Source organism: Olivibacter sp. CPCC 100613, assembly GCF_036959255.1.
Classification (GTDB): Bacteria; Bacteroidota; Bacteroidia; order Sphingobacteriales; family Sphingobacteriaceae; genus Olivibacter.
Genome location: NZ_JAWMTI010000004.1, coordinates 58,294 through 72,400 on the forward strand (window position 1 = coordinate 58,294; position 14,107 = coordinate 72,400).

At 42.9% G+C, this 14,107-nt stretch carries 7 protein-coding genes; all 7 read left to right on the forward strand.

From position 1 onward, the window contains the following. Positions 1–734: 734 nt before the first annotated feature. The 7 genes from RYH73_RS14535 to RYH73_RS14565 all read left to right on the forward strand — a co-directional run bounded on the left by RYH73_RS14535 (position 735) and on the right by RYH73_RS14565 (position 14,058). A complete protein-coding gene (locus RYH73_RS14535; protein ID WP_335314169.1) occupies positions 735–2,297 on the forward strand; it encodes a sodium:solute symporter in 1,563 nt (520 codons plus the stop codon). Between the two features lie 361 nt (positions 2,298–2,658). Continuing rightward, positions 2,659–3,600 (forward strand): dihydrodipicolinate synthase family protein, encoded by a 942-nt coding sequence (locus RYH73_RS14540; RefSeq protein ID WP_335314170.1) that lies wholly within the window; start codon positions 2,659–2,661, stop codon positions 3,598–3,600. Between the two features lie 26 nt (positions 3,601–3,626). Further along, a complete protein-coding gene (locus RYH73_RS14545; RefSeq protein ID WP_335314171.1) occupies positions 3,627–5,192 on the forward strand; it encodes an MGH1-like glycoside hydrolase domain-containing protein in 1,566 nt (521 codons plus the stop codon). A gap of 1 nt (position 5,193) precedes the next feature. Beyond that, the gene (locus RYH73_RS14550; protein ID WP_335314172.1) at positions 5,194–6,744 is read left to right on the forward strand and encodes a glycoside hydrolase family 28 protein; all 1,551 of its coding nucleotides are present in this window, start codon (positions 5,194–5,196) and stop codon (positions 6,742–6,744) included. Positions 6,745–6,785: 41 nt separating this feature from the next. Next, a complete protein-coding gene (locus RYH73_RS14555; RefSeq protein WP_335314173.1) occupies positions 6,786–9,563 on the forward strand; it encodes a glycoside hydrolase family 95 protein in 2,778 nt (925 codons plus the stop codon). Positions 9,564–9,568: 5 nt separating this feature from the next. Beyond that, on the forward strand, positions 9,569–13,102 hold the full coding sequence (locus RYH73_RS14560) for a malectin domain-containing carbohydrate-binding protein (RefSeq protein WP_335314174.1): 3,534 nt from the start codon (positions 9,569–9,571) through the stop codon (positions 13,100–13,102). 284 nt (positions 13,103–13,386) lie between these two features. After that, positions 13,387–14,058 carry a DUF3826 domain-containing protein gene (locus tag RYH73_RS14565; protein WP_335314175.1) on the forward strand — a complete coding sequence of 224 codons (672 nt, stop codon included), beginning with the start codon at positions 13,387–13,389 and terminating at the stop codon, positions 14,056–14,058. Positions 14,059–14,107 lie beyond the last annotated feature (49 nt).

Consider the following 14,107-nt stretch of genomic DNA (forward strand, 5'->3'; position numbering starts at 1 on the left):
TACACCCTGATTGAGAAATTAATAGCACAATTTTAGTTGTTTGGCTTTCTAAATGTGTCTATTTTAATGGTATTGAAGTTGCTTCTGTGGACTTCGGATAGTAATATTCAATCGAATGTTAAAATTAAAAGAACGATTTTTTTTGTCACTTTCTTCCGCAGAAAGTAACCAAAGACTCGCCGCTTGGAACTTTGCTTTAAACGATAGTGCATCAACATGCAAACCGCAAATTTCCTAGGCGACATTTTCCAAAGCCAACGGTTAATGCTTTTAACCGGACGTATCATTTCTTCAGCCCTCAATTTAGCACTGTGCGTAGGAAAAACGGCCTCGGTATCCTCCAAGACCGTTTTTCCCACGCACATGCCCTCTGGTCAAAGCTAGAGTTAATTCGTCCGGTTAAAAGTAAAGACTCTCCGTTCTAAAAAAAATGCCGCCTCCAAAATTTACAGCTAGCACTAGGAGGCACTACCATTCCTGTAAATTTTGAAGCGGCGAGCTTTCTTTGCTTCTTTCTTTCGCGGAGAAAGAAAGAAGTTAAAAAAATCGTTTTTTTCTTTATTACAATTATCTAGGGTTTTGGGGAGAAAAAGCGTTACTTGATAATTTCATATAGAAAAAAGCTAAGAATGTTGAAGAACAAAAGGTAAAGAAACTGCATTTTTGGTACTTGTCCTTACCTTTATGACTTGGTCACTTTGATCATACAGCAAGACAGGGATTAACTAATTACAATGATGCAGAACCTTCCGATTGTAGACTTGGTAATCATTGCCGTTTATTTACTAGCCATGGTGCTGGTTGGGGTTTGGTTTTCACGAAAAAACAAAAACGCTGAGCAGTTTACCAAGGCCGCTGGTTTAATCCCGGGATGGGCAATCGGTTTATCCATCTATGCAACTTTTTTAAGCAGTAACACTTTTCTCGGTGTGCCCGGAAAGTCCTTTGGTAGTAATTGGAACTCTTTCGTGTTTAGCTTATCAATGCCAATTGCCGCCTGGATTGCGGTTAAATACTTTGTTCCTTTTTATAGAAGCTCGGGTGAGGTATCTGCCTATACACATTTAGAGCATCGTTTTGGACCTTGGGCAAGAACCTATGCAGTCGCTTGTTTTTTATTAAACCAACTTGCTCGAATGGGATCTGTATTCTTTGGAATTGCCCTGAGCATACAGGCTTTAACGGGTTACTCCATGGAAACAATTATGTTGGTTACCGGCATTTGTATTATTATATACACCGTGATGGGAGGAATCGAGGCGGTGATATGGACAGAGGTTGTGCAAGGCGTCATTAAGACACTTGGCGCCGTATTGATCATCTATTTGATTGTTTCCAATATGCCGGGCGGGATTCCAAAAATTGTGGAGATCGGTCGGGCTCATGACAAGTTTAGTCTAGGTAGTTTTGCTCCTGATTTAACAACATCTACCTTTTGGGTGGTACTCTTCTACGGTTTTTTTATCAATCTCAATAATTTTGGGATGGATCAAAACTATGTCCAACGGTATCATACGGCCTCATCGCCGCGTGAAGCGAGTAAATCCGTTTGGTTGTGTGTTTGGATTTACCTACCCGCCTCCTTGTTGTTTTTTATTATAGGAACGTGTTTGTTTGCCTATTATGATGCGAATCCTAGTCTGATTGAACCGATAAAGTTGCAAGTTGCTGCCGAACGTTTAGGTGCAACGGCTTCACCCCAGCGTTTATCGACATTAGCAAGTACGCTAACACCGGCGGATTATGGCGATAAGGTCATGCCCTATTTCATGGTCACTAAAATACCAACCGGTTTGATCGGTCTGATCGTTTCTGCCATTTTATCGGCGGCGATGAGTACCATCAGTTCCGGTATGAATGCTTCTGCGACTGTTTTTTCTGTAGATATTTATCAACGATATATAAGAAAAGACCAAGATGATAAGCAAACTTTACGTTTATTACATGTGGCAACGGTTGTTTTTGGTTTATTGGGGATGGGAACGGGGATTATGATGATTGGTGTGAAAAGTATTTTGGATATCTGGTGGCAATTATCAGGCATATTTGCAGGCGGTATGCTAGGCCTTTTTTTATTGGGTATGCTAAGTAAACGAGCGCAGAATCACGATGCAATTCTTGCTACGATTGTCGGTATCTTAGTGATCCTATGGACGAGCCTCTCTTATTTAATTCCTGCTGACTACGCTTACCTAAAAAGTACTTTACATGCTAATATGATCATTGTTGTCGGGACGCTGACGATCTATCTGGTCGGGGTCTTTACGGCTTCAATTCGTGGAAAGGGGAATCGTTAATTAGCCAATTAGTTGATTAGCCAATGGGATGACAGGGTCGGCGTGGGTTTAAAACTTGCGGTCGTTAAGTAGTTGAATCGTTGAAGTAGGGCTTTATTAGTGTTGAATGATGAATTATGAATGAGGAATAGCTTACAGCTTGATGATGAGCCAATAAGATAATGGGAGGCTGTGCAGCCTTAAAGCTTCGTGCCTCATACGCTAATATCCTATAATTTACAGCAAATATATTATAAGAAACATCGTTAAAGCACGAATAACTTTGTTTTTGTTCTAACCATTTATTTGCATTTGTTCCAAGTATGGAAGAATCATACGGGCATTGCAGATAGAACAACCAAAAAAGAACTAATCTATAGCGATGGAACAGAAAGAAAAGGGATTTATCCCCGTTATGCTTACGCCTTACCTGGAAAACGGAGCGATAGACTTCGATGGACTTCGTCAATTAACGGAATTTTATATCGCCGCCGGAGCATCCGGTTTGTTCGCCAATTGTCAATCGAGTGAGATGTTTGAGCTTACTGCCAAAGAAAGTCTACAGCTCATTCAGGTAGTAGTAGAACAGGTAAATGGACGTGTTCCCGTGGTGGCCGCCAGCTCTGTTAAAGGCAATGTCGCTGTTCAGGCAAACTTCATCCGTCAAATCTACTTATTAGGTGTAGAGGCCGTTATTTTGATAACGGGTTTGATTGCTGATGAAACGGAAAGCGATGCTGTTTTTGAAGAACGGGTGTTCGAGTTGTTTGAATTAACGAAGGGCATTCCACTGGGGTTCTATGAGTGCCCCGAACCTTATAAACGCCTGCTTCATCCGGAACAGCTGGGACGTTTTGTTGGCACAGGAAGAATTATTTATCATAAGGATACTTGTTTATCGATTGAGCAGATTCGACTAAAATTAACAGAAGCGCAAAATCCAGCTTTCGGTTTATATGATGCCTATATGGTGCATGCAGTTGAATCATTAAAAGCGGGCTCAGCCGGCGTATCTTGTATACAAGGAAATTATTTCCCGGAATTAATCGTTTGGCTATGCCGACATTTTGAGGATGCAAAACTTTCAGAACAAATTGCATGGGTGCAGCAATTTTTAATAGACAACATGGACGTGATGCATCGTGTATATCCGATTGTTGCAAAATATTTTTTACAGAAAAGAGGCTTAGCTATCTCCTTGTATAGCCGAAGAAAGGTTGGCAGCTTGGATGCTCCAATAAAGGAGGCTATAGACAAACTATATGAAGATTATACGATCTTAGCTGAAAAATTGGAAATACCGACTCCTATCATCTTAAATTGAACATCGCAAGGGGAGAAATGAAGAACATGTTAATACAAAAACAACTATATAAATACTGCCTGTTGCTGTTTTTATTCAGCACGGGTTTGAGACTTCCTTCTTTTGGGCAGGCGAAGCCTTTCGTGCTAACAACCGCCGCTTTAAAACGAGATGTTGAATATTTTAATCGCATTGACAGTGAAGCCGTCGTTAACTTCATTCCAAATAGTCAATCATTCAACTGGCTGGCAGAAAATGTTCCATTATTTGAATGCCCGGACTCAGCCATTCAACAGATTTATAACTACCGCTGGTGGAGTTTTCGCAAGCATTTGAAGGAAACACCTGATGGTTTTATCTTCACGGAATTTATTGAATCCGTTGGGCATGAAGGGAAATATGGTGCGATTAGCTGTGCACTAGGTCATCATATTTACGAAGGTCGTTGGTTACGAAATCCGGCATATCTCCAACAATATATTGATTTTTGGTTAATCAGAGAACCCACATTTAAGCCTTCTAAATTTCATTCCTTTAGCAGCTGGTTGAGTGATGCCGTGTACAACTTGTATCTTGTTCAACAAAATAAAGAAGCGCTTTCGAAATGGCTTCCTTTATTAGTAAAAGATTACGAACGGTGGGAAAGCGAGCGCGGTTTGTCGAGCGGCTTATTTTGGCAGTTCGACGTGAAAGATGGAATGGAGGAGTCGGTAAGTGGTGGTCGACGGATACAAAATAGAAGGCCTAGTATCAATAGTTATATGTATGGTAATGCACGTGCTTTAGCGCAAATGGGTCAACTTCTCGAGGTCGATAGCTTGGAGGACAAATACAAGCGCAAGGCAGATCTCCTGAGCCATTTAGTGATTGATAGCCTTTGGGATGCTAAAGGGAATTTTTTTCGTACGCGGCATCCCGACGGTACCCTTGCAGCTAGGGAGGCGATTGGATTTATTCCATGGTATTTCAAGCTACCACCGGATGAAGGTGCCTTTGCAAAGGCATGGCTGCAGCTAAGCGATACGGCCGGATTTCAGGCGCCTTGGGGCTTAACTACGGCCGAGCGAAGAGAGCCTACATTCCGCACGCGGGGTACCGGACATAGTTGTGAGTGGGATGGGGCGATTTGGCCTTTTGCCACGACGCAGACGCTGAAAGCCTTGGCGAATTTTCTTACGGATTATAAACAGCATGACGGAATTGATAAGGAGGTGTTTTATCAGACGCTTCGGCAATATGCACTTGCCCACCAGAAGAATGGAAAGCCTTATCTTGGCGAATATCAAGATGAAAAAACCGGTTATTGGCTAAAAGGAGATAACCCACGGAGTAGTTTTTATAACCATTCGGGATTTTGTGACCTGGTGATTAATGACCTTGTTGGCTTAAAGCCGGCAAGTACAAATCGTATAAGTGTTAAACCATTAGTGCCTCTTGGCGTATGGGACTGGTTTTGCCTGGATAACATTAGCTATCATGGTCGAACATTAACCGTCCTTTGGGATAAAACCGGCACAAAATACGGCAAGGGTAAAGGGTTCCTGCTATTTGTGGACGGTAAGCGCGTCGCTTCCAGCAAAAAATTGGGTGAACTGAATGCTAAAATCAATTAACATGCGCAGCTTATATCTTCTCTTTTGTGCGTTATTTTCGTTCGTTGCACAAGCACAATCGGTGTTGAATGTTGTCGACTTTGGTGCTAAAAATGACAGCTCTGCGCTGGCTACGACCGCTATTAAAGAAGCGATTTCGAAAGCCTCGCAGGCCGGTGGTGGGACCGTTTATTTTCCACCGGGAACCTATCTGACCGGTCCGATTCATTTAAAAAGCAATATCACCCTATTTATAGAAGCTGGAGCAGAACTTTGTTTCAGTGATAATTTCGATCATTACCTGCCGATGGTGCCAAGTCGATGGGAAGGGACCATGGTTACCAATTTTTCCCCCTTTATTTACGCCTATGAAGCAGAAAATATCCGCATCACGGGGCGGGGAACACTCAACGGAAACGGAAAAAAATGGTGGGCCTACTCCGAAGTGCATGTCAAAAATTCTCCCGAATCAACCTGGCAGAAAGAATTTCACAAGTTAAATAAAGAGGTGTTGCATCCCGACTTACCGGGGTGGGTAGAGCGGGGTTTTCTTCGGCCGCCCTTTATTCAACCGATGTATTGTAAAAATGTGCGCATAGATGGTATTACCATTAAAAATTCACCTTTTTGGACCGTTAATCCAGAGTTCTGTGATAATGTAACAGTGGATGGTGTGACGATTAACAACCCGCCTTCACCCAACACGGACGGTATTAATCCAGAGTCGTGCAGCAACGTTCATATCGCCAACTGTCACATTAGTGTAGGGGATGACTGCATCACCATTAAGTCGGGAAAAGATCGATCAGGGAGAAAAGAAGCACGCCCCGCCGAAAATTACACGATTACAAATTGTACGATGTTATCCGGCCATGGTGGAGTCGTTATCGGTAGTGAAATGTCAGGCGATGTGAAGAAGATCGTGATTAGCAACTGTATTTTTGATGGTACCGATCGCGGTATTCGAATTAAAACAGCTAGAGGCCGCGGCGGTGTCGTTGAGGATATTCAGGTGAGTAATATTGTCATGAAAAACATTAAGCAGCAAGCCATCGTATTGGATATGCAATACGCCAAAACAGAGATCGAGCCCGTCACAGAACGAACGCCTATATTTAGAAATATCCATTTGAGCAATATCACAGCACAAGGTGAGCAGGCTGGCTATTTAAATGGTTTGGAAGAAATGCCGATTGAAAATGTATCTTTTAGCAATGTCGTCATGGAAACAAAAACCGGTTTTGATATCCGAGCCTCGAAAGGGATCACCTTTACGAATGTGTCGGTTAACCCTGTTGCCGGACCTGCGATATTTGCGAGTCATGTCAATGGATTGCAAATCAATGGATTGCAAACAGCGGCTGCCCGCAATGTACAGACTGTATTAAAATTTAATCATGTTAAGCAGGCATTTATCAGCAATTGTTTCATAAGGGAGCCTATCAACACTTTTCTCGAAGCCAGCGGAAGTGAAACCGAATCTATATTGCTGAAGTCGAACGACCTTCGTCTGGTGCAGCGCCCCTTAGCCATAAACGATACCCCTGAAGATGCTGTCATACTGGAAGAATGAATTTATTGAAGATATATCGGTTTTTTTGCCTTGTTCTGTTGATGAACGGTAAGTTGTTTGGACAGGATTTAGCTTTATGGTATCAGCAACCGGCAAGTACATGGACGGAAGCGCTACCCATTGGAAACGGAAAGCTGGGAGCCATGGTATTCGGAGGCGTTCAGGAAGATCGGATTCAGTTTAATGAATCCTCACTGTGGACCGGTGGTCCGAGAAATTATAACCTGTCGGGAGCAAAAAACTATCTTGGTGAAATACGAAAATTACTGGCAGAAGGGAAACAGCAAGCGGCAGAAGAATTGGCGGGACGTCATTTCATGGGGACGCAATCCGAAGCAGACCCACCTGAACCTTGGTTGACTGCAGTAAGGACCATTGCACAAGAGGCTAAAAACCCTTCGCAGGAACATTTCGACGATCGTGCGTGGAAGAAAATGAAGGTTCCGACCCACGAGGGCTGGGAAAAGAAGGGCTTCCAAGGACTGGATGGTGCTGTTTGGTTTCGCACGTCTTTTAGTGTCCCGAAAGAATGGATCGGACGTGAATTAGTGATCGATCTGGGGAAAATACGCGATCAAGATTTTAGCTATGTGAACGGAAAGCTGATCGGAACTACCCATGATATCAATCAGGGAAGACAGTATACCATTCCTAAAGAATTGGTGAAGGAGCAAAATCACCTGGCTATCCAAGTTATCAACTACGATGATAAAGGTGGCTTGGTCGGTTACAAGGACTTAAGTCGCAAGCTACGCGTATTTCCAAAAGGAGCTGCGCAGGAACAAGCCGTCTATTTGGCAGATACCTGGAAATATTGGATACAGAACGACGATGCCCCTCGTGTAGGAAAGTACCAAGCATCTTACCAACCTTTCGGTGACTTGCTCTTACAATTTAAACAGCATCATACGTTCACTGATTATAAGCGAACGCTTGATCTGGAACAAGCTATTTGCAGGACGAGTTATCAAGTTGGAGACGTGCATTTTGAACGTACTTATTTATCCAGTGCGGTCGATTCCTGTTTGGCTATTCATTTGACAGCAGATCAGCCCCACCAAATTAGTTTTATAGCTTTTTTAGAATCCCCCCATAAAGCGTATCAGATCAGCAAAGTTGACGACTCCACTTTGCGTCTCTCTGTGCAGGTTAAGCACGGTGTTCTAAAGGGAGAAGGTTTACTGCATATACGGCACAAAGGAGGAGAAGTTCACGTCAAAGATGGAAAAATTGAATTGTCAGGTGCGGACGAAGCAAGCCTATTTTTAACAGCAGCAACCAATTATAAAAGCTATAACGATGTTTCGGCTAAGGCGGAAGAAATCGCAAAGTTGCGGCTAAATGCGATCGAACGTAAATCATACGAGGTTATAAGGAACGCACATGTACGCGATTATCAACAGTATTTTTCTAGGTTTTCTTTGCATTTTGGCACGCAATCAAGGCCAAGCGTTCTCCCGACCGATAGGCGGATTGAACAATTTGCAAAAGGGCAAGATCCAAACTTATTGGCGTTGTTTGCTCAGTACGGAAGGTATCTACTTATTTCCAGTTCGAGGCCCGGTGGTTTAGCACCCAATTTACAAGGTATCTGGAATGATTTATTAACACCACCATGGGGAAGTAAATACACGACCAATATCAATGCGGAAATGAATTATTGGTTAGCAGAAAACACGAATCTTTCTGCGCTTCAGGAACCTTTATTTCAGATGATTAAAGAACTAAGTGTGACGGGGCATGAAACGGCAAAAACCTATTATGATGCACTTGGTTGGGTACTTCATCATAATACAGACCTCTGGCGGGGAACAGCACCTATCAATAATCCCAATCATGGCATCTGGGTGACAGGTGGCGCCTGGCTTTGTCAGCATTTATGGGAGCATTTTCTCTTTACGCAAGATGAACGATACTTACGTGAAGAAGCTTATCCAATTATGAAAGCTGCTGCATTATTCTTCGATCAATTTTTAATCCCGGATGCACGAACCGGTTGGTTGATCAGCAGTCCCTCTAATTCACCTGAACAAGGAGGGTTAGTGGCAGGCCCTACGATGGATCATCAGCTAATACGGCAACTTTTTACCAATGTTATTGCCGCCACCGATCGGTTGGGAATTGACGAGGAGTTTGCGCAACAACTTTCAGCAAAGCGATCGAAAATTGCACCCAATCAAATTGGAAAATACGGTCAATTGCAAGAATGGCTGGAAGATATAGACGACCCTGCGAATAAACACCGGCATGTCTCCCATCTTTGGGCCGTGTACCCCGGCAGTGAAATTAATTGGCAAGATAGCCCTCAATTAATGAATGCCGCAAAAAAGTCCTTAATTTTTAGAGGTGACGGTGGAACGGGATGGAGTTTAGCTTGGAAAATCAATCTTTGGGCCCGTTTTAAAGATGCGGAACATGCTTATAAGATGATTAGCACCTTGTTGAGCCCGGAAGAAAAAGGGGGAGGTGTTTATCCGAACCTTTTTGATGCCCACCCACCCTTTCAGATTGACGGTAATTTTGGAGGAGCTGCCGGGTTGGCGGAAATGCTCATACAAAGTCATCTCGGTACCATCGATATTCTTCCAGCATTGCCAAAAGCACTGGCCGATGGTGCTGTTAAGGGGATTTGTGCCAGAGGTGGTTTTGAGTTGAGTTATCAATGGAAAAATGGATTATTGACTCATTTGGATGTACGGTCTGACGCAGGCGGGATGTGCTCCCTTCGATATCAAGATAAAACAATTCAATTTCAAACGGAAAAAGGGCAAACCTATCAGTTGGATAACAACCTAAAACTGAGTAAAAATTCCAAGTAAAGAAAATGCAAAGGATCAGGCAAGGGGTTATCTGGATATTCATATTCGCCAATTTCCAAGTATTCGCACAGCAGTTGCGCAAGCAGTACGATTTATCAAGCGATTGGTTAAGTGTTTTGCATGAAAGCGATTCCATGGCCTTTCAAGGTTTTGAAAAACAAAGCTACCAACCCGAGCGTTGGCTTTCGGTGCAAGTGCCCCATAATTGGGATACCTATGCCGGCTATAGACGCCTTCTTCATGGCAACACACACGGTTATGCCTGGTACAGAAAAAGCTTTCGCATTAAAAAAGAAGCTGGCGATAAACGTTATTTTCTGTACTTTGAAGGTGTTGGATCTTATGCCACCATCTGGGTGAACGGTAAAAAGATTGGCTTTCATGCAGGAGGTCGTACTACCTTTACCATCGACATAAGTGATGTCATTTTATTTGATCAGGATAACTTATTGGCCGTGCGCGCCGATCATCCCGCGGGTATACGGGATCTACCTTGGGTATGTGGCGGATGTTCTGAGGAACGCGGCTTTTCAGAGGGGTCACAGCCGTTGGGGATTTTCCGGCCCGTTCATTTGTACGTTACCGATGCCCTTCGGATAGAACCTTTTGGTGTTCATATCTGGAATGATACAAGTGTCACATCCAAGCAAGCTAAGTTATTCCTGAATACGACCGTTAAAAATTATGACACGAAAGACAAAAAAGCAGTTATAATACAGCAGGTGAGAGCTAAGGACGGAAGGGTGGTAGCGGAAGATCATCAGCAGCAGACCATTACCGGTGGCAGTACAGTTGAAATTCAGCAACAAATAGGATTGAAAAATTTTGTTCATCTGTGGTCTCCACAAGATCCGTATCTCTACACTATTCATTCGCAGATCCGTATCGATGATCAAGTCGTAGATGATTTGGTAACACCCTACGGTATCCGTTGGATAAGCTGGCCAATTAACAGAAAAGGCGATGATAAGCGATTTTTTATTAATGGAACTCCTTTTTTTATTAATGGAATTGCCGAGTATGAACATATGTTAGGAGGCAGTCATGCTTTTAGCGATGCCCAGATAAAGGCAAGGGTCAACCAAATCCGCGCTGCCGGATTCAATGCCTTTCGGGATGCACATCAGCCGCATAATTTACGCTATCAGCAACATTGGGATCGTTTGGGGATACTAAGTTGGACGCAGTTGGCGGCTCATATTTGGTTCGAAAACGAGTCGTTTAAAGCGAATTTTAAAAAATTATTGTCCGAATGGGTTATTGAAAGAAGAAATAGTCCCTCGGTGGTTTTATGGGGTTTGGAAAATGAAAGCACCTTGCCCGAAGAATTTGCACGCGAGTGCACGGAGCTGATCCGAAGTTTAGATCCCACGGCCTCTTCGCAACGAAAAGTAACGACTTGTAATGGCGGAAGTGGAACCGATTGGGATGTACCTCAAAATTGGACCGGAACATATGGCGGTGATCCCATGCTCTATGATCAAGACCTAAAAAAGCAAATTTTGGTAGGCGAGTATGGCGCATGGCGTAGCATCGATTTTCATGCAGAGAAACCTTTTACAAAAGCCAGTGCTAACACAGAAGATCGAATGCGCGAATTGATGGAAACCAAAATAAGGCTGGCAGAAAAAGTCAAAGATAGCGTTGCGGGGCATTTCTTCTGGTTATTTAATTCGCACGATAATCCCGGTAGAGTCCAAGGGGGCGAAGGACTACGGGAATTAGATCGTATTGGCCCGGTAAATTATAAGGGACTTTTGACGCCATGGGACGAACCTACGGATGCTTATTATATGTTTCGTGCAAATTATGCAGACGCGAAAACCGCACCCATGGTTTATATTGTTTCACATACTTGGCCAAATCGCTGGGAGAGCCCCGGCATAAAAAATGAAATCATAGTTTACTCTAATTGCGACGAAGTTGAGCTTTTTAATGATGTGGATGGATCTTCGATCGGACGAAAAAAAAACGGTGGAATTGGTAGGCCTTTTATATGGAATAAGGTGCCTGTACGGTTCAATGTTTTGCATGCAAAAGGTTACGTAAATGGGCGCAACGTAGCGGAAGATCGGGTTGTTTTGCAAGGATTGCCCAAAGCACCTTCATTTGGAAAATTATATAGCAACGATGAGCAGGTAGAAGCGAAAAAGGGCTATGAATATATTTATCGGGTCAATTGTGGAGGGCCTCGTTATGTGGATGGCGAAGGACATGTTTGGGAAGCGGATAGGGAACGGACAGCCAATGATACTTGGGGATCTTCCTCGTGGACAGCTAATTTTAAGCTGCCCGCTAACTTTGCAAGTCAACGACGTACGTTTGACCCCATAAAAGGGACACGCGAATGGCCGCTACTCCAAACGTTTCGTTACGGAAAGGACCAGCTAAACTTTCAATTCCCCATACCGGATGGTGAGTATCTAATAGAACTGTACTTTATTGAGCCATGGTTTGGCACGGGGGGTGGGATGGATTGCAAGGGATGGCGGTTGTTCGATGTGGCGATTAATGGTGATATTGTAGATAAAAATATAGACATATGGCGTGAAGCGGGACATGATGCGGTGCTTAAGAAAACCTATACTGCGACAGCAAAAGACGGACGCATTGTTGTTAGCTTTCCAAAGGTAGCCTCTGGACAAGCTGTGATTTCGGCTATCGCAATTGCCGGTAAAAAGAAGGTGAAAGCTGCCCCGCCTTCACCGCTTATTATTCAGCAGGCTCGCTTTGGGGATGAAAAAATGAATTTACAAGCTGCTACTTGGCTTGATATAGGTGACGCGGTTTTTTCAGGCAAATCCGACTATTTTACGACAATTCCACCGAACTTATTTGGTGCAACCTGGCTGCGTTTTCCTGCTGATTTAATATCCGAACAAAAGAAACTCTCTTTCAGCGTGTCGGAGGCTGCAGACGTCTTTATATTGATACCGGAAGACAGCCTTCGTGCCTATAATAGTTTGTCAGGTTATGAAGATACACAGACAGAAATAGCAAGTGCCGGTAACGATCGGTCCGTTTGGAAAATTTACAGAAAACGCTTTAATAAAAATAGTTTGGTCAAGCTATCTTTTGGACAGAATTACCTACCGCTAGCACCGGTTATGGTGGTACCGGCAAGCAAGCTACAATCAGCACATGATTTAAAAACGTCAATCAGCTATAAACCAGCTACGGCAGCTATTTCCTCGGGAATCACCTCTTTTCAATATTTGAAAAAAGAGGCCCTTCAACTTCCATCGAAAGGGCCTGCACAAATTGAGTGGACGATTAAGACAGGTGTGGCCGATACGTATAGCATGACCCTTAGGTATGCCTACAGTGGGGAAGAACCGGTAGAAGGTCGGTTGACACTACGTAACTTAGATGGTCGTATACTGCATGAAGAAATGGTCTCCTTTACTAGCTCGCGTATTGGTAAATGGAGTTATTTATACAGCAATACAGCAACCATGATTAATGCAGGGCAGTACATAGTGGAATTAAGCTTGTCCGATGCGAAAGCCTTAATTATTTCTAATTTGGATGTGCAATAAGATAAAGGTTTTTCCAACAACATTGTTGTCAACTTTTCCGCAATCGATTCCGGTGATTTTGGACCTCAAGCTATGCTAATATCCTATAATAAGTAGATAATAATCGCTAAAAAATTACACAGGTAAGCGTTGATATTTGCATTACTAACCATAAGGAAATAGTACAAATTATAGATCTGTTCCACAAAATTTAGCAATAAAAGGAAGAGTGAATGATTTTTTCCTTGTATAAAGAAATGTCATAATAACACTACTGTTTTTGGACTTTAACCAAATATATTACCATGAATGATTTTAAAAAATGTCTCGGAATATGCTCGATTGTCATGCTGTTCTTGGTGATCCTGTTGCCAAAGCTGTATGCTTTTGAACAAGACGACTATACCCAAGTTATTACCAAAAGAGCACAGAAGATTGTTGACAAACTGAATTTAGATAACGCGAAGCGTTTAGCGGTTCGGACGATTATTGTACGGCAATATCGCGATTTAAATACGATTCATACAGAATTGGAACAGAAAGAGCAATCCTATAAGGCAAGTTTAGCGAAAGAAGACGCTAAACTGCAATCAGAGAAAGCTTACGAGATTGCCCAAGCAAAACTGGCCAAACTTCACGGAAAGTACCTGAAGCGTTTGGGGAAGGAGCTAAATGAAGAACAGATTGAGCAGGTAAAAAATGAGATGACCTATAATGTGTTACCGATTACCTATAAAGGCTATCTTGATATGCTTCCCAGTTTAACGGAGACGCAAAAAGCACAGATTTTCAGCTATCTTACCGAAGCACGCGAAAAAGCAATGGATGCGGGTTCATCAGAAGCCAAGCATGCTTGGTTTGGTAAATACAAGGGGAAAATCAATAACTATTTATCAAAGGAAGGCGTGGAGACCAAGATCGCCAGACAAGTATGGGAGAAAAAACTAAAAGAAAAACAACAGAGCCAACGAAATTAAGTTTAAACTGATTTCGTCTTAAACTAACCGAAAATACATAACCAAACCT